14 protein-coding genes are annotated in these 17183 nt (G+C 52.1%); 8 read left to right on the top strand and 6 right to left on the bottom strand.

What is annotated here, in order from left to right:
- The first annotated feature begins 284 nt into the window (after positions 1-284).
- Genes JOD20_RS18795 through JOD20_RS18805 form a run of 3 tightly spaced genes read left to right on the top strand, consistent with a single transcriptional unit; the run spans position 285 to position 4098 of the window.
- Positions 285-2330: a thioredoxin domain-containing protein gene (locus tag JOD20_RS18795; protein ID WP_204756750.1), complete on the top strand. Its 2046-nt coding sequence runs from the start codon at positions 285-287 to the stop codon at positions 2328-2330.
- 54 nt (positions 2331-2384) lie between these two features.
- The gene (locus JOD20_RS18800; protein ID WP_204756751.1) at positions 2385-3029 is read left to right on the top strand and encodes a DUF6483 family protein; all 645 of its coding nucleotides are present in this window, start codon (positions 2385-2387) and stop codon (positions 3027-3029) included.
- A gap of 28 nt (positions 3030-3057) precedes the next feature.
- On the top strand, positions 3058-4098 hold the full coding sequence (locus tag JOD20_RS18805; RefSeq protein WP_204756752.1) for a Gfo/Idh/MocA family protein: 1041 nt from the start codon (positions 3058-3060) through the stop codon (positions 4096-4098).
- 55 nt (positions 4099-4153) lie between these two features.
- On the opposite strand, the gene JOD20_RS18810 is transcribed toward JOD20_RS18805, so the two are convergent.
- The 3 genes from JOD20_RS18810 to ltaE form a co-directional block, all read right to left on the bottom strand.
- Positions 4154-5191 carry a UDP-glucose--hexose-1-phosphate uridylyltransferase gene (locus JOD20_RS18810; RefSeq protein WP_204756753.1) on the bottom strand — a complete coding sequence of 346 codons (1038 nt, stop codon included), beginning with the start codon at positions 5189-5191 and terminating at the stop codon, positions 4154-4156.
- Between the two features lie 10 nt (positions 5192-5201).
- Positions 5202-6281, bottom strand: a complete 1080-nt coding sequence (locus JOD20_RS18815; protein WP_204756754.1) for a M24 family metallopeptidase — start codon at positions 6279-6281, stop codon at positions 5202-5204.
- Between the two features lie 88 nt (positions 6282-6369).
- Positions 6370-7404, bottom strand: a complete 1035-nt coding sequence (gene ltaE / locus JOD20_RS18820) for a low-specificity L-threonine aldolase (RefSeq protein ID WP_204756755.1) — start codon at positions 7402-7404, stop codon at positions 6370-6372.
- A gap of 198 nt (positions 7405-7602) precedes the next feature.
- On the opposite strand from ltaE, the gene JOD20_RS18825 reads away from it, so the two are divergent.
- The gene (locus JOD20_RS18825; RefSeq protein WP_204756756.1) at positions 7603-8337 is read left to right on the top strand and encodes an SIMPL domain-containing protein; all 735 of its coding nucleotides are present in this window, start codon (positions 7603-7605) and stop codon (positions 8335-8337) included.
- Positions 8338-8630: 293 nt separating this feature from the next.
- Here the strand turns inward: JOD20_RS18825 and JOD20_RS18830 are convergent, their stop codons facing one another.
- Entirely contained in the window at positions 8631-8987 is a 357-nt protein-coding gene (locus JOD20_RS18830; RefSeq protein ID WP_204756757.1) for an OsmC family protein, read from the bottom strand.
- 45 nt (positions 8988-9032) lie between these two features.
- On the opposite strand from JOD20_RS18830, the gene JOD20_RS18835 reads away from it, so the two are divergent.
- Both JOD20_RS18835 and JOD20_RS18840 read left to right on the top strand, forming a co-directional pair.
- Complete coding sequence (locus tag JOD20_RS18835) at positions 9033-10016, top strand: TolB family protein (protein ID WP_204756758.1); 984 nt, start codon at positions 9033-9035, stop codon at positions 10014-10016.
- Between the two features lie 28 nt (positions 10017-10044).
- A complete protein-coding gene (locus tag JOD20_RS18840; protein WP_204756759.1) occupies positions 10045-10293 on the top strand; it encodes a hypothetical protein in 249 nt (82 codons plus the stop codon).
- A 70-nt stretch (positions 10294-10363) separates the two neighbouring features.
- On the opposite strand, the gene queA is transcribed toward JOD20_RS18840, so the two are convergent.
- A complete protein-coding gene (gene queA / locus JOD20_RS18845; protein ID WP_204756760.1) occupies positions 10364-11404 on the bottom strand; it encodes a tRNA preQ1(34) S-adenosylmethionine ribosyltransferase-isomerase QueA in 1041 nt (346 codons plus the stop codon).
- 629 nt (positions 11405-12033) lie between these two features.
- On the opposite strand from queA, the gene prfA reads away from it, so the two are divergent.
- Both prfA and add read left to right on the top strand, forming a co-directional pair.
- Positions 12034-13119, top strand: coding sequence for a peptide chain release factor 1 (prfA, locus tag JOD20_RS18850; protein WP_382289435.1), 1086 nt, complete (start codon positions 12034-12036; stop codon positions 13117-13119).
- Positions 13120-13130: 11 nt separating this feature from the next.
- Entirely contained in the window at positions 13131-14171 is a 1041-nt protein-coding gene (gene add, locus JOD20_RS18855) for an adenosine deaminase (protein ID WP_204756762.1), read from the top strand.
- A gap of 231 nt (positions 14172-14402) precedes the next feature.
- Here add and JOD20_RS18860 read toward each other — a convergent pair whose 3' ends face one another.
- Entirely contained in the window at positions 14403-17168 is a 2766-nt protein-coding gene (locus JOD20_RS18860; protein WP_204756763.1) for a valine--tRNA ligase, read from the bottom strand.
- Positions 17169-17183 lie beyond the last annotated feature (15 nt).

A 17183-nucleotide genomic window follows, 5' to 3' on the forward strand; every position in this document is an offset into this window, starting at 1 on the left:
GTTCCACCCTTCCGTCCCGCCAGCGGGAAACGCAGGGGGCTTTAATCCCCCTGCACCCCCTCAAGGACAATCCGCGACCGAACCACATTCGTTGATGAACCTGCGGATTGGTGGTATGCGACGGAAACCGACCGTTGGACGGGAGTTGGAGTGAGCGAACACTCTATGTTGGGCTGAATGCAAGCATTGGGCTTGTTCCAATCAGCAGCGAAAGTTAGCGTTCCATTAATCTCCTCGGCGCTAGACCTGCTATATACTACTCATAGCTTAGTTAAGGAGCCGTTATGGCAAATCGTTTAATTCATGAAACTAGCCCCTACTTGTTGCAACACGCCGAAAACCCCGTCGATTGGTATGCGTGGGGCGAAGAAGCCTTGCAACGCGCCAAACAAGATGATAAGCCAATTTTATTAAGCGTGGGTTATAGTGCCTGCCATTGGTGCCATGTGATGGCCCATGAATCGTTTGAAGACCCAGCGACCGCCGCGGTGATGAATGAATTGTTTGTCAATATCAAGGTTGATCGCGAGGAGCGGCCTGATATTGATTCGTTATATATGGCCGCTGTGCAAGCCATGACCCGCCACGGCGGCTGGCCGATGACGGTCTTTTTAACGCCCGATGGCGCACCGTTTTATGGCGGAACCTACTTCCCGCCAGAGCCGCGTCACAATATGCCATCGTTTCAACAAGTCTTGCATAGCGTGGCCGAAGCCTATCGCGACCGCCGCGAAGAGGTGTTTCATAGTGCCGAACAGATGCGCGAGCATTTGCAAGATATTTTGAGCTTTGATCTCGAAAAAGTTAAGCTCAGCAAAAGCCAGTTGAATGTTGCTGCTCAACGCCAAATGAGCCAATTCGATAGTCGTTTTGGTGGCTATGGCGGCGCGCCCAAATTTCCCCAAGCCTTGATTTTTGGCATGGTCTTGCGCACTTGGCTGCGCAGCGAGGATGAAGATGCACTTAATCAAGTGACCCAAACCTTGCAAGCAATGGCCAATGGCGGCATGTACGATCAACTTGGCGGCGGTTTTGCCCGCTATTCGGTCGATGCCCAGTGGTTGGTACCGCACTTCGAGAAGATGCTCTACGACAATGCGTTGCTCACTCAGCTGTATCTCGAAACCTATCAAGCCACCCACGAGCCGTTTTATCGCCGCATTGCTGAGGAAAACATTGGCTATATTTTGCGCGACATGACCAGCCCCGATGGTGGTTTTTACGCAGCAGAAGATGCTGATAGCGAAGGCGAAGAAGGCAAGTTCTACGTTTGGAGCTTGGCCGAGATTCAGCAATTGCTTAGCCCTGAAGATGCAGCGCTAGCCCAATTGTATTGGAATATTCAGCCAGAAGGCAATTTCGAAGGCCACGCGATTTTGTATGTGCCGCAAGAGCCAAGCGTGGTTGCCAAAGAGCTGAGCATTAGCGAGGAAGATTTGGCCCAGCGCATCGCTGCGATTCGCGCCACGCTCTTGGCCCAGCGCAATACCCGTATTCGCCCAGGCCGCGATGAGAAAATGTTGGCTTCGTGGAATGGCATGATGTTGCGCAGTTTGGCCTTCGCCGCCAATGTGCTCGACAACGAGGAATATCGCGCGGCAGCAATTCGCAATGCAGAATTTATCACCAGCAAGCTCTATCAAAACGGCCAGTTGTATCGCTCCTACAAAGATGGTCAAGCTAAATTCAAAGGCTACCTCGAAGATTATGCGTGTGTCGCCGATGGCATGATTGCCTTGTATGAGGCAACGTTTGATTTGCGCTGGTTGCAGGTGGCGATTGAATTGGCCGAAAGCATGACCGAGCGCTTCTGGGATGAAGAGCAACGCAGTTTCTTCGACACAGCCAGCGATCACGAACAATTGATCACGCGGCCTCGCGACCTCTACGACAACGCCACGCCAGCCGGTAATTCGGTGGCTGTCGATGTGTTGCTGCGGTTGGCAACCCTGCTTGATCGCTATGAATATCGCCAATACGCTGGAACTGTGTTGTCCAATTTGAGCGGCGCGTTGATTCAGTTACCTGGTGCATTTGGGCGCTTGCTGGCTGCCGCCGATTTTGCTTTGGCCGAGCCACGCGAAGTTGCATTAATTGGCGATCCATCTGATCCTCAATTCAAGGCTTTGTTGCAAGCAACCTACCGCAACTACCAGCCCAACAAAGTTGTGGCGGCCTGCAAGCCTGATGATCAAGCGGCCCAAAGCCTGATTCCGCTGTTGGCCGAGCGACCCTTGCTCAACCAACAGGCCACGGCCTATGTTTGTGTGCGGCGGGCTTGTAAATTGCCAACCAACGATCCGAATGAGTTAATCAAGCAATTAGGCTAAATCGTGAGCGCAGTTTGGGCTAAAACCTCGAACTGCGCTGTTTTTTGAGGATGTATGCGAGACTATATTTTTCGGCTGATCGAACAATTTGGCCTGATTTGGCGCAAGATTGTGCGTTTGCGCGAGGCTGGCTCGGTCGAAGAAGCCCAAGCAACCATTAATACCGCCTATCGCGATTTATTCGATACCAATAGCCATTTCATCGATTTGCTACCCGATGAAGATTTGCTCAAGCTCATTCAATATGAAGATACGATCGATATTGATCGTTGTGCGGTGCTGGCTGCCTTGCATGTTGCCGAAGGCCAATGCTTCCAAGAACAAGGTATGATCGATGAAGCCTATCGGCGTTTTGATCGGGCCTTGCTGCTCTATGGAGCCTTGGTGCGTTCGGGCCAGAAGATTCCGCCCGAAGTGCGCGAAGCAGCCAGCGCTGGGCTTGCCGAATTGAGCAATTACGAGCTAGAGCCTGCAACTCTTGATGATGCTTGGCGCGTCTATGCAGCAGTTGGTGATTATCCCAACGCCGATGATCATCTCTGGCAGTGGCTTGAGGCCACCGAATTTGCCGAAGCCGCATGTAGCGATGCTCAGGCGTGGTATCATCAATTGCTCACTAACAATGATGCAAGCCTTGAGCAATTGGGCTTGCCGCGTCAGGAAATCGAGCAAAGCCTTGCGCAACTCGACGCACGCTAGCCTTGCATTGCGCTCCAAGGGAGGTTTAATGAAGATTGCAATTATTGGCACCGGTTGGGGTGCTCGTGTTCAGGTGCCAGCCTTTCGTTCGGCTGGGCTGAAAATCGTGGGTATCGCCGCCCAGAATTATGAAAAAACTCAGCGCGAAGCTGCCAATTTAGAGGTTGAAGCTGTTGAAAACTGGCGCGATCTGCTGAGCAGCGATGCCGATTTGATTTCGATTGTGACTCCGCCTGGTACCCACTGCGAAATGAGCGTGGCCGCCTTGCAGGCTGGCAAGCATGTGTTGTGCGAAAAACCAACCGCGCTCAACCAACTTGAAGCGCAAACTATGCTCGAAGCGGCCCAAGCTCATCCTGAGCAATTGAGTTTGATCGATCATGAATTGCGTTTTTTGCCAATTTTTCAAATGGCGCGGGCTTTGATTAACGATAATGCGATTGGTCAGATTCGCCATGTCAATAGCAGCGTGATCTTCTCATCGCGCGCCGACCCACAACGACCTTGGAATTGGTGGAGCGATAAAGAGCAAGCTGGTGGCGCGTGGGGCGCAATTGGCTCACATCAAATTGATATGCTGCGCTGGCTGTGTGGCGATTTTAGCTCGATTCGGGCAAGCTTGCACACCTTTGTTGGCGAACGTCCGCTTGATGATCAGCTCTTGCCAGTTACCAGCGATGATTTTGCAACCGCCCAAGTGCGCTTGGTCAACGGCGGCTTTGCTTCAGTGATGATTAGCGGCGTGGCAGCGCTGAATGAAAACGATCGCATGATTATTCACGGCGAACATGGGGCAATCAAAATTGAAGGTGCACGCTTGTGGCACGCCGAGCGCGATGGCGAATGGCAGGAGCGCACGCCCGCCCACACCGTGGCAATTCCCAGCGAGATCAGCGGTAACTTTCCGGTGGGAACGGTCTATCTTGGCCATGCCTTGAAGGCCTACAGCCGTGGCCAGCACGATGCCTTGGCCCAAGCAGCAACGTTTGCTGATGGCTTACTGACCCAAACCTTGCTCGATGCAGCCCATCGCTCCGACGAAAACGATGGCGGCTGGATTTCGATTTAGCAATTAAAGAAAAAGCCGCGCTCTGCACAAGAGCGCGGCTTTTTTAGTTAATCGCTTAATCGACCTTAGCCCAATGCAGGCTGGGCAAATCGCGTAAGCGTTGGGCGGCGGTTTCAGCAGTCAAATCGCGCTGGGCTTGGGCCAACATCTCGTAGCCAACCATAAATTTGCGCACCGTGGCCGAGCGCAATAATGGCGGATAGATATGCGCATGGACCACGTGATGGGCATAATCCTCGCCATCGCAAGGTGCATTGTGCCAGCCAAAGGTATAGGGAAACGAGGTCTGAAAGAGATTATCGTAGCGAATTAATGTATGGCTGAGCAAATCGGCGAGGCTATCGCGTTCAGCATCGCTTAATTCGGCCAAGGTGCTGACCACGCGGCGTGGCAAGAGCATGGTTTCATAGGGCCAAACTGCCCAAAATGGCACAACTGCTGCCCAATGCTCGTTGGCATACACCACCCGTTCATTCCGCTCTAATTCCTGCTCGACATAATCAAGAAGGAGTGGTCGTTGATGTTGGGCAAAATAGGCTTTTTGGCTGCGCTGCTCGCTGGCTACAATTGTTGGAATACTTTCGTTGGCCCAAATTTGGCCGTGCGGGTGCGGATTGCTCGCGCCCATCGCTGCGCCACGATTTTCGAAAATCTCGACATGCTTGATCCAATCGATGGCTGCTAGTTCGCTAAATTGGCTAGCCCATAAATCGACGACCAAACGAATATCGGGAATCTCCATTTCGGCCAAGGTGAGATCGTGGCGTGGCGAGAAGCAGATCACCCGACAGATGCCACGCTCGCTGTGGGCTTGAAACAGGCCATCATCAAGCGTTGCGCTGGGACTATCAGGCAGCAAGGCCGCAAAATCGTTGGGAAAAACGAAGGTATTGGCATAGGTAGGATTGATCTCGCCATTGGCTCGGGTTACGCCAGGGCACAAATAACATGCCGGATCAAAAGCTGGGCGCTGATCAGGAATGACTTTTTCGACTTGACCCTGCCATGGGCGGGCGGTGCGATGTGGCGAAACTAAGACCCATTCATCAGTAAGTGGGTTGTAACGACGATGTGGTGTATCACTGAGATTCATTGGGTTGCTCCTAAATGACTAAGGGTAATGCTCGGCGTAGCCCTGCATATTCCACACTTGGCCAAGCAGGATCAACCGAGAGTACTTCGACCCCAGTGGCTGTTCGCAGAATGGTATCTTCGATTTTTACCCCAGCCAAACTGGGGTTCCATGCCATAGCGGTGTTAGCTTCGATAATTGTTGGCTCACCTGGGCGGGCTACAACTTCGCGTGATTGATAGCCAGTTGTGCCGCCTTGGTGCAAACGCTGCATTTGTTCAACCACGCCACGTTGGCTATAGGCTGCAACTGCTGCTTCGTAAACCGAGCCAACCGTGCTGCCAATTTGGGCCGCCGCGATGATTTCTGCTTCGATGGCAATTACCTGTTCGTAGTTTGCGCGCTCGGCGGCGGTTTCGGGCCGAAAATGCACATAGCGGCTGACATTGGCATACAAACCAGCTTGGCGAGCACAAACTACCAGCATTGCACGTTGGCCGAGTGGCTCGTGAGTTGCAGGCAAGTGACCATACAAGGGCAAGCGCCGTTCGCCGCCAACCAAGGTCAAGGCTGGATGAATGCCATGGCTCCAAAGCTCAGCAGCGGCGGCTCCCGCCAATTGAAATTCAGTCCAATCGGGCTTGGCGGCGCTGAGCACCTTGGTCATAATTTGGGCAGTGGTGCGGCCAAGCGCCTGATAGCGCGCGATTTCCTCGGGCACTAAGCGCAATTTGGCGGCGATTAACGCGGGCGGTAGCGCAACCTCGCCTTGAGCCGGACGATCTGAGGCCACCAAAGTTGCGTTGCTCCATTCGCGCACTGCTTGGTTGCGCTGCTCTGGCGTGGCCCAGTTACTGGCCCAAAGTTGATATTCAGGCGGGATGCCTTGGTCGCGCAAGCGATCAACTTCAACTGAATCGGTGACGATAAATGCCTGATCGGCGGTAATCACGACCTCGGCAATTCCCGTTTCAGCGGTCAAAATAACTACGTTATCGAGGCCAGCAGTGGCCCAAGCAAACCAATCTACGCCACGCAAACGCACAGCGCCATATTTATAGCGGGCAATTGCTGCCCGGACATGTGCCAGTTTATTTGCTATTTCGCTCATCGCCCAATATCCTTGTCTAGTTGCGATTATTGATACCGTATAGGATACACGAGGCACAGGGCGCGCATGTGCAAAATTTGTAACGGGATTATGCGTTTTGCAACACGTCGGCAATAATGCTGGCCGCTTCGGCACATTGGTCGCGATTAACATCAACGTGGGTCACGGCGCGCAAACGGCCTTTGAATGGCACGATCAACACCCCAGCTTGACGTAAGCGTTCGGTCAATTGTTCAGGTGTAAAGCTGCTATCGCGTAAGCCAAACACAATAATGTTGGTTTGCACCGAAGCCAAATCTAGCTCGATTTGGGGCAATTGGCTTAGCGCTTCGGCCAACATTTTGGCATTCACATGGTCATCAATCAAGCGTTCGCGGCCCTCGTTGAGCGCAATCAAACCTGCTGCGGCAACCACGCCAACTTGGCGCATTCCGCCGCCCAGCATTTTTCGCCAGCGATGTACCTTTTTGATAAACTCCGCTGAGCCAGCCACCAGCGAGCCAATTGGCGCACCCAAGCCCTTGGATAAGCAGAATTGCACGCTATCGACGTGCTGGGTAATGGCGCTTGCTGGCACGCCCAGCGCTACCGCCGCATTGAACACCCGTGCACCATCCATATGCACTGGCAAGCCTTGGCTGCTGGCCCATTGGCACACGTTGGCCAAATACTCTAGTGAAAGCACCGTGCCACCACAGCGATTGTGGCTATTTTCCAAACACACCACGCCTGCTTGGGCTGCATGGGCATCGTAGGCAGGTCGCACTGCCAGATTCAGCGCCGCCAAATCTAGCTCCCCTTGGGCGTTGGTTGGAATGGGATGAAACACCAAGCCACCCAAGGCCGAAGCGCCGCCCGCCTCATAATGATAAATATGCGATTCGTCGCCAAGCAACAGTTCTTGCCCGCGCCCGGCATGGGCCAAAAGCGCCGCCAAATTGCCCATCGTGCCGCTTGGCACAAAGATCGCCGCCTCTTTGCCCACCACCTCGGCGGCATAGCGCTGCAATTGATTGACCGTTGGATCATCGCCAAACACATCGTCGCCAACTTCGGCATGATGCATGGCCTCACGCATGGCCAAACTGGGCTTGGTTACGGTATCGCTGCGCAAATCGATCATCGTCAACTCCTTAGAATGCTCACGCGGGTTGCGGCAAAATCACCAAATAATTATATCAAAAGCTTGCGGGAACAAATTGCACGCCGCTGGCGTTGAGTATACAGAAACCAAATAAGCAATGCTTAGCCCAATCCGGAATGGTGCTGAACCCTGCTTAGAGCGTTTACTTAATTCACTTGCTACTATGAGGAATGGATAATGAACACGCGAAATTCAATCATTGGTTGGTCATTGGCACTGTTGTTGATTGTTGGGTTTGGAATTGCCTCATTGGTGATTTTGCCCCGTGGCAGTGCTGCTCAAACCGATACCGAGAGCCGCAAACGGATTTCGGTTACTGGGCGCGGCGAAGTTAAAGTTACTCCCGACATTGCCTATGTGACGATTGGTGTGAACACCACCGCAGCAGATGCCAAAAGTGCTTTGAGCGATAACAACGCCAAAATGAATGCCTTGCTCGAACAATTGAAGGCCGCAGGCATTGCCGAAGCCGATATTCAAACCACCAACTTGAACATCTCACCAAGCTACGATTACTCAGGCAACACGCCGGTGTTGAAGGGCTACGATGTGATCAACAGTGTGCGGGTCAAAGTTTCGGTTAGCGATGCTGGCGGCTTGTTGGATAAAGTAGTGGAAGTTGGTGCAAACAATATCTCAGGCTTGAGCTTCGATGTTGCTGACCCAGCTAAATCATTGGAAGCAGCTCGCCAAGCAGCAATCAAAGATGCTCAATTGCGCGCCGAACAATACGCTGCTGTGAGCAACGCCCAAGTTGGCGAAGTGTTGGTCATTAGCGAAACCGTTACCCCAGTAACCTATCCTGTTGCCTTTGAGCAATCACGCGATATGGCCGCTGGCAGTGGCGCGCCAATCCAAGCTGGCCAACAAAGCCAAGTTATCGAAGTTCAGGTTATCTTCGAACTCAAATAACGTAGTTTCAATGCTAGTTTGAAGGCTGGGCTTGCTCAAGGATTATGCTTGAGGAAGCCCTTTTTGTTGTCTGAGGTGTCGGGTGTCAGGGGCTGGGGATCGGTTCTGTCCTTCGTGCGCTTCGAGGATCACATGTTTAACCCAGAGGCGCAGAGCGACCGAAGGATGAAGGATGAAGGATGAGGCTCTTGGCTTTGGGCTATTAGCTGGCGAGAAATCAATCTGATCAATCTGTGCCAATCTTTGGCTAAAAAATCTAACTTCGCGATCTTCGCGGTTACATCCTTTGTGGATTAAACTTGGCGAATCTCGATGAGTGGCGGATGCTCCAACGTGGCGTGGACTGTGCAATGCTGGGCCGCTCGCAACACCGCTGCCTGGCGTACTTCGGTTAATGCTGCTGGCAAACTGACCTCAATTGCATAGCGATCGATCCGGCGTGGCTCGCTGCCAAAACTCCAACGAATAATCAAGCTCGTGCCAGTCAAATCAAGCTCGGCGGTTTCTGCGTAGCGCTCCATCACGGCGGCAGTGCAGCCAACCAACGCCGCAGCCTGCAATTGCACCGGATTCAAATCGGCGGGATAGCCAAACGCCTGACCATCGAAGATTAAATCAAGTTGATTGGGTTGTGTAACAAAAATGCGCATATTGTACCTTTGATCAAAATGGATTCAGATGTGTATGAGGGATGTATGTCACGTATTCGTAGCTTAGCATTATTTGGGTTAATTGCTAGCTTGGCTGGTTGTGCGAACACGACCACCGAGCCAACCACCGCTCCAACCAATCAACCAACCAGCCAGCCGACCGCCACCCTTGCTGCCGTCGCGACACCGACAATCGGTGAGGTTGGGCCACGTTTGGTATTTGTGACCAATCAGCCGAACCAAATGACCATTATGTTGGCAGCGCTTGATGGGAGCGAAGCGAAACCACTCAATCCTGATTTTCCACGGGCAATGGACCCCGCGTTCTCGCCTGCTGGCAACGAATTGGCGTTTGCAGTGCAAGATAGCGATGGGTTCAACATTTATATTAGTTCCGTTGATGGCAGCAATTTAGTGCAAGTCACCAGCGAAGCGGGCGACGATCAAAGCCCAAGTTGGTCGCCTGACGGCCAGCAGTTGGTCTTTCAATCCAATCGTTCGGGCAACGATGAGATTTATCGCGTCAATCGCGATGGCAGTAATTTGTTGCAACTCACCAACGATCCAGCCCACGATGGCATGCCAAGTTGGTCGCCTGATGGCAGCGTGATTGCATTTAGTTCATCACGTGGATTTAGCGATGAAGAATCATCAGGCCGCGAATTATATGTGATTCAGCCTGATGGCCAAGCCTTGCAACAATTGACCAAAGCCCGGGGCCGCGCCCAAAATCCAAGTTGGTCGCCTGATAGCCAGCAACTGGTGTATGTGTTTTTTGAGAGCGCGATTGTGGGCGGCGATATTGCTGGCAACACAATTTATACTATCAAGCGGGATGGCAGTGAAGCCAAGTTACTCCAAGCCAATGCCTTCGATCCGCAGTGGCTTGATCAGCGGATTGCCTTTACGACCTACGATGAGCAAACTTTTCATACTGCGCTGCGTATCCTAGACTTGAATACGCTACAAGTCAGCGTGCCGATTACAATGCCAGAAATTGATCTGATGCAGCCAGTTTTCAATCGCTAAACCTACTTTTGGGCGAAGGGAGTAGAAGATGCACTTAACTCATTGTCCAAGCTGTCAATCCGACAAACTTATTCCGAATGCAAGATTACATGAGATGAACAGCCCTTATAAGCAACTGATGGTGACGGTTTACAGCAAACCTGATGCCTTATTGCTGAAAAAACCAGTTGATACATGGGCAAAATGCGCTGTATGTGGCAATTGTGGCTATCTAATGCTCTATGCAGAAGATCCGCAAATACTGTGGGATGCCTATCAAGCACAGAAAAATAGTTAGTTAATTTTATCCACGAAGGACACGAAGAAACAATTACTTTGTGCTCTTCGTGTCCTTCGTGGCTCAACGGTTAGAGAATTAACATGGCATCGCCAAACGAGAAGAAGCGATATTCGCGTTCAACCGCCTCTGCATAGGCGTGCATAATCTGTTCGCGGCTGGCTAAGGCGCTTACCAAGAGCAATAAGGTTGATTTGGGCAGGTGGAAATTGGTAATTAAACTATTCACCACCCGATACTCATATGGCGGGTAGATGTAGATATTGCTCCAGCCCGAAGCTGGCTGAATTTCGCCAGCATCCAAATGTATCCCTTGGGCTTGCGCTACGGTTTCGACCACCCGCGTGCTGGTTGTGCCGACCGTGATAATTCGCCCGCCTGCGGCGCGAGTTGCGTTGATTGCTTGGGCGGTTTCTGCCGAAAGCTCATACCATTCGCTGTGAATTTGATGATCGAGCGCATTTTCGGTTTGCACAGGCCGAAACGTATCTAAGCCAACGTGCAGCGTAACGCTCGCCCAACCAACGCCTTGGGCTTTAACCTGCTCGATCAGCGCTGGTGTCCAGTGTAAGCCAGCGGTTGGGGCTGCTGCCGAGCCTGCTTGAGCGCTATACACCGTTTGATAACGCTCTGGATCGCTCAGCGGGGCCGTGATGTAGGGCGGGGTTGGCATTGAGCCAAGTTCTGGCAAACGCTGATTAATTGGCTGATCAAAGCAGACAATCCGGCTGCCACTTTCGAGCAACGCTTCGACCACTGCTTCGGCCTGTGCGCCGCTATGGCCAGTCATGATCAAGCGTGTGCCAATTGCAACTTTGCCTTTGATCAGCGCTTCCCAGCGTTGAGGATCGCGTTGTTTGAGCAGCAGCAACTCGGTTTTGCCACCGCTAGCTTTTTGGCCATACAAACGGGCTGGCAAGACGCGGCTATCGTTGGCAACCAACAGATCTCCAGGTCGCAAATAGCGCCCAATCTCATAAAAATGGCGGTGCTCAAGCTGGCCGGTGGCGCGATCGAGCACCAACAAGCGCGAGTGATCGCGTGGCTCAACCGGGGTTTGGGCGATCCGTTCTGGCGGTAAATGATAATCAAAATTGGCAATTGGTAGCATGATCGTAGGCTATAGGCTATGGGCAATAGGCTATAGATAAAGGGTTATCGTTCAGAATCCATAGCTTACCATAGAAATAAGGATGAAGGATGAAGTTAAGAACATAGAGCAAAGAACATAGAACATAAGAAGAAAGGATGAGGGATGAAGGAAAGTCAAAAAGCAAAAGTCAAAAGTCAGAACAGAGGGCAAAGAGCATAGAACATACGAAATGATGAAGGATGAGGGATGAAGTATGAAAGCAAAGTTCAGAAGTCAGAAGGCTAATCCTCAACATCTGCATCAAACAATGATCATTCGTGGAATTCGTGGAATCTGTGGCTAAAAATATTCTTCGTGTTCTTTGTGCTCTTCGTGGATCAATCGTTTAACGTAGCGGCGCAGAGCATGTTTGGCTATAGGCTATAGGCTATCGGAACGTTTAGTGGTATAACCCTAGTTCCAAAAGCTAAAAGCCAATAGCCACAAGCCAATAACCTCATTCTCTTCGTGCTCTTTGTGCTCTTCGTGGATCAATCGCTCCTATGTTCTATGCTCTAGGCTCTATGCTCTTTGTTAAAAGCAGTATGCTATAATGACGCAGATACACCACCAAGATAAGGAATATCCATACAACTATGGAACCAGAAATTTTAGCTCGTCTCGCTCGTGTCGAGGCGCGATATATCGAACTCAATGATGAAATGACGCAGCCAGATGTGCTCAGCGACCATGTGCGCCTAACCACCTTGGCTCGCGAACAAACCGAACTTGGCGAATTGGTTGGCCGCTATCGTGAGTTTCTGCAGGCAGAAAAAGCGCTCGAAGAATCCAAAGCCATGCTGCGCGAGGAAAACGATCCTGAGTTGCGCGAAATGGCCCAAATGGACATCGAAGAACTATCAGCCCGCATGGAAGCAATCGGGGCCGAAGTTCGCATTTTATTGTTGCCTCGCGACCCTAACGACGAAAAGAACGTGATCATCGAAATTCGCCAAGGCGAAGGTGGTGATGAAGCAGCCTTGTTTAGTGCCGATGTGTACCGCATGTACCAACGCTACGCTGAAACTCGGGGCTGGAAAACCGAACTTATGTCGTTGAGTGAAAACGGCATTGGCGGCTTCAAAGAAGTTATTTTTGAAGTACAAGGTCAAGGCGCGTGGAGCCGCCTCAAATACGAGGGTGGTGTGCATCGCGTTCAGCGCGTGCCTGCAACCGAAGCTCGGGGCCGTATTCACACCAGCACCATCACCGTGGCCGTTTTGCCAGAGGTTGAAGAAACTGCGGTTGAAATCAAGCAAGAAGATTATCGCATCGACGTGTATCGCTCAGGCGGTCACGGCGGCCAAGGCGTGAACACCACCGACTCGGCAGTGCGGATCGTCTACAAAGCCGGCACGCCAGATGAAATTGTGGTTGTTTGTCAAGATACTCGTTCGCAGATTAAGAATCGCGAAAGTGCCTTGAACGTGTTGCGCGCCCGCTTATATGCCCGTGAACAAGAAAAACGCCAAAAAGAGCTTGGCGAATCACGCTTGGCCCAAGTTGGCAGCGGCGAACGGGCCGAAAAAATGCGCACCTACAACTACCCACAAGACCGAATTACCGATCATCGAATTGGCCAAAACATCTCTAACCTGCCTGTTGTGCTTGATGGCGCGCTAGATCGGTTGATCGACGCACTGGTTACTTACGACAACGCCGAACGGCTTAAGGCATTGGGTATGGGAGCCTAGGAGTTTGTTGCATGCACTCGCCGCTTGCTGAATTTATTCGACGCATGCCCAAATGTGAGCTTCACGTTCACCTCGAAGGCTCAATTACCCCCAAAACGTTGTTGGAGCTAGCGACGAAAAATGCTATTAGCCTGCCTGCTAACGATTTGGCGGGCGTTGAGCGCATGTTTCAATATGAACATTTCTTGGGCTTTTTAGATGTCTATCGCACCTGTGCCCGTTGTTTGATCCATGGCGAGGATTTTGAACGGGTTGCCTATGAGTTGGCCATCGATTTGGCCCAGCAACAGGTACGTTATGCAGAAGTCATGCTCTCGCCTGCTCAGCACATGCAGCGCAACATGGATTTCGATGAGATTCTTGGTGGTGTTGCTGCTGGTTTTGCCCGTGCTGAGCGCGAGACAGGCATTATTTGTCGGCCTGCCTTCGATTTTGGCCGCCAGTTTAGCCTTGATCAAGCGTTGCGAGCGGTCGAGTTGGCCCAAGCTGGCATGAAGTATGGCGTGGTGGCCTTTTCGATTGGCGGCGATGAGGCCAATTATCCACCTGAGCCATTTGTCGAAGTTTTTGCCTTGGCCAAAGCGGTGGGCCTACATGTGATGGCTCACGCTGGCGAGGTTGCCGGAGCCAATAGCGTGCGCGGGGCGGTTGAAATGCTCGGCGTGGATCGGATTGGCCATGGCTTTCGGGTGCTTGAAGATAGCGAATTGACCGAATTTTTGGCCCGCCGTGGTGATATAACCTTCGATGTCTGTCCGACCAGTAATATTCGCACTGGTGTGGTTGCCTCGTTTGAGCAACACCCCCTGCGCCAGATGCTCGATGCTGGTTTGCCAATCACCCTCAACTCCGATGATCCGGTGTTGTTCAATACCAGTGTGACAGGCGAGTATTTGCTAGCCGCCGAACGCTTCGATTTTGCGCTTGCTGATATTTGCAAAGTTGCGCTCCAAAGCGCCAAAGCCTCGTTTTTGCCCGCCGAACAGCGCCAACAATTGCTGATTGAGTTTGAGCAGCAGCAAGCAACCTTGCGCCGCGAATTAGGGCTATAGCAGAACATAGAACAGAGAGCATAGAACATAGGGATTAGGCTATAGGCTGATGTCTTTTGGCTATAGAAACATAATCAAAACAATTCGTGGAATTCGTGGCGAAAAATAATCTTCATGCGCTCTCTGTTCTCTGCTCTATATTCTTCGTGCTCTTCGTGCTCTTCGTGGATCAAAATGAATGGGGCTGGGACGGACGAACCGATCCCCAGCCCCTGAACCCCGACCCCTCGTTTAGAAACTCGCCAAACGTTCGCGCAAGGTTGTGGCGGCTAGCTCTTGGGCGGCCAAGGCTTCGCGCTCTTTTTGCACAACTTCGGGCTTAGCTTTGGCCACGAAGTTCTCGTTAGAAAGCTTGCTGCGGCGGCGCTCGACATCAGCCTCAACCCGTTCAAGCTCCTTGTTGAGCCGTTCGCGTTCGGCGGCCAAATCGACCATGCCCGCCAAAGGCAAGACCACTTCTGCTGGCGAAATAACCAAACTGGTGGCTTTTTCTGGGCGCTCGCTCAAGCTTTCGCTGATGATTAATTTATCGGGAGCGATCCGCGCTAGACGGCTGATGATCGCAGCTTGTTCGTTGAGCATGGCGCTTGCAGAGCCGCCAGCGATTAAGGCTTCGATCCATTTGACTGCTTCCACGCTGGTTTCGGTACGCACGTTGCGCACGCCACGAATGATGTTTTGAACCAATTCCCAATCACGTTCTGCTTGCTCGTTGAGCATTGCTGAATCGATCAACGGATACTCGGCGATAATCAAGGCGGCTGGAGTTGGCGTGGTTTGCTCGCTGTTATGCAGTTTTTGCCAAGCAGCCTCGCTGACAAACGGCATAAATGGGTGCAGCAAGCGCAAGGTTCCTTCTAAAAGGGTGTAAAGCGTTTGGCGGGTGCGCAATTGCTGCTGCTCGTCGCCAGTATCAATTTGAATTTTGGCAGTTTCAATGTACCAATCAGCAAATTCATCCCAGAAGAAGGTTTGGATTTGGCGGCCAGCTTCGCCCAAATTGAAACTATTCATCAATCGCTCAACATCGCCCGCCAAGCGATTGAACCGCGAGAGAATCCAGCGGTCAGCCACGGTGTAGGCTTCAGCATTCAAGCTCTCGGCGCTAATTTTGCTCTCGGCAGTGCGTGGCAAATCGCCTAATTTTGAAATCACAAAGCGGGTTGCATTCCAAATTTTGTTAGCAAACGAACGCGCTGAATCCAAACGAGTTGGTTGCAAGGCAAAATCTTGGCCTGGCGTTGATGAGGTGGCGAAGGTAAAGCGCAACGCATCGGTGCCATATTGATCAATCAAATCAAGCGGATCGACCTGATTGCCCAACGACTTCGACATTTTGCGGCCATGTTCATCGCGCACCAACCCGTGCAAGTAGACCCATTCGAATGGCTCTTTGCCGGTGAGATACAGGCCCAACATCATCATGCGCGCGACCCAGAAAAACAGAATATCGTAGCCAGTTTCGAGCAACGTGTTTGGGTAAAATTGCTTGAAATCGGGATTTTCAACGTCGGGCCAGCCCAAAATACTGAATGGCCACAAACCCGATGAGAACCACGTATCCAGCACATCTTCGTCTTGGCGCAGGTCAACAACTTGACCATAATGTGCGGTCGCGGCAGCCATGGCATCGGCAGCGTTCAACTCAACAAACATCTGGTTATCGGGGCCGTACCACACCGGAATTCGATGGCCCCACCAGAGTTGGCGGCTAATACACCAATCCTGAATGTTTTCCATCCAATGGAAATAGATTTTGTTGAAGCGTTCGGGCACGATTTTGGTGCGACCTTCGCGCACGGCAGCCATGGCAGGCTCGGCCAAGGGTTGCGTTTTAACAAACCATTGGGTGCTGATCAACGGCTCGACAATCGTATCGCAGCGCTCGCAGCGGCCAATCTTCATCAAGTGGGGCTTGGTTTCGACCAAATTGCCAGTTTCGGTCAAATCGGCGACCAAGCGCTTGCGCGCCTCAAAGCGGTCGAGGCCTGCATAGCTGCCACCTTCAGCATTGATCGTTGCATCAAGATTCAGCATATTGAGAATTGGCAAGCTATGGCGTTGGCCAACGATATAGTCATTTGGATCGTGGCCTGGGGTAATTTTGAGCGCCCCAGTGCCAAACTCGCGCTCAACATAGGTGTCAGCGATAATGGGAATTTGGCGACCCAAGGCTGGCAGCACCACAAATTTGCCCACCAAATCGGCGTAGCGCTCATCGTCGGGATGCACGGCTACCGCCACGTCGGCGAGCAAGGTTTCTGGGCGAGTTGTGGCAATCGTAATCGATTGATCGCCTTCGCTGATGCGCCATTCGGTATCGTTCAGATCACTGGCAACTTTATAGCGAATATGCCACAAATTGCCTTGCTCTTGCTCATCGCGATAGACCACTTCCAAATCGGAGATTGCCGAGAGACAGCGCGGACACCAGTTGACCAAGCGCGTGCCGCGATAGATCAAGCCATCGTCGTACAAGCGCTTGAAGGCCACGACGACTGCTTGCGACAAGCCTTCATCGAGCGTAAAGCGTTCGCGCTGCCAATCGACCGACGAACCAAGGCGGCGAATTTGGCTGGTGATTGTTGAGTGCGAACGACCCTTCCATTCCCAGACTGCATCGAGAAAATCCTCGCGACCAAGGTCGTGACGGGTTTTGCCAACCTTCGCCAGTTGCTTTTCAACCACGTTTTGGGTGGCGATGCCAGCGTGGTCGGTGCCAGGAACCCACAAAGTTGGTTGGCCGAGCATCCGATGCCAGCGGGTCAAAATATCCTCGATGGTGTTGGTCAAGCCGTGGCCAGTGTGCAGCACGCCAGTCACGTTGGGCGGCGGAATCGCAATCACAAACGGATCTTTGCCATTGGCCTCGGTTGGCTTGAAATAGCCCGCCGATTCCCACCATTTGTACAGATGCTCCTCGACCTTAGCGGCTTCGTAGGCTTGGCCGAGATCGGCTCCAGCTAAAGCCCGTTCTAAATGCTCATTTAACGTCATGGTTCAAACCTCAAA

The organism is Herpetosiphon giganteus (assembly GCF_016907925.1).
GTDB lineage: Bacteria > Chloroflexota > Chloroflexia > Chloroflexales > Herpetosiphonaceae > Herpetosiphon > Herpetosiphon giganteus.

Bases quoted from the DNA above. Each gene is read 5' to 3' on its own strand.
- JOD20_RS18815 (WP_204756754.1), bottom strand. From the start codon at position 6,281: ATGAGCGAAATAGCAAATAAACTGGCACATGTCCGGGCAGCAATTGCC.
- JOD20_RS18835 (WP_204756758.1), top strand. From the start codon at position 9,033: ATGTCACGTATTCGTAGCTTAGCATTATTTGGGTTAATTGCTAGCTTG.
- JOD20_RS18805 (WP_204756752.1), top strand. From the start codon at position 3,058: ATGAAGATTGCAATTATTGGCACCGGTTGGGGTGCTCGTGTTCAGGTG.
- queA (WP_204756760.1), bottom strand. From the start codon at position 11,404: ATGCTACCAATTGCCAATTTTGATTATCATTTACCGCCAGAACGGATC.
- JOD20_RS18840 (WP_204756759.1), top strand. From the start codon at position 10,045: ATGCACTTAACTCATTGTCCAAGCTGTCAATCCGACAAACTTATTCCG.
- JOD20_RS18810 (WP_204756753.1), bottom strand. From the start codon at position 5,191: ATGAATCTCAGTGATACACCACATCGTCGTTACAACCCACTTACTGAT.
- JOD20_RS18795 (WP_204756750.1), top strand. From the start codon at position 285: ATGGCAAATCGTTTAATTCATGAAACTAGCCCCTACTTGTTGCAACAC.
- add (WP_204756762.1), top strand. From the start codon at position 13,131: ATGCACTCGCCGCTTGCTGAATTTATTCGACGCATGCCCAAATGTGAG.
- JOD20_RS18800 (WP_204756751.1), top strand. From the start codon at position 2,385: ATGCGAGACTATATTTTTCGGCTGATCGAACAATTTGGCCTGATTTGG.
- JOD20_RS18825 (WP_204756756.1), top strand. From the start codon at position 7,603: ATGAACACGCGAAATTCAATCATTGGTTGGTCATTGGCACTGTTGTTG.
- ltaE (WP_204756755.1), bottom strand. From the start codon at position 7,404: ATGATCGATTTGCGCAGCGATACCGTAACCAAGCCCAGTTTGGCCATG.
- JOD20_RS18830 (WP_204756757.1), bottom strand. From the start codon at position 8,987: ATGCGCATTTTTGTTACACAACCCAATCAACTTGATTTAATCTTCGAT.
- JOD20_RS18860 (WP_204756763.1), bottom strand. From the start codon at position 17,168: ATGACGTTAAATGAGCATTTAGAACGGGCTTTAGCTGGAGCCGATCTC.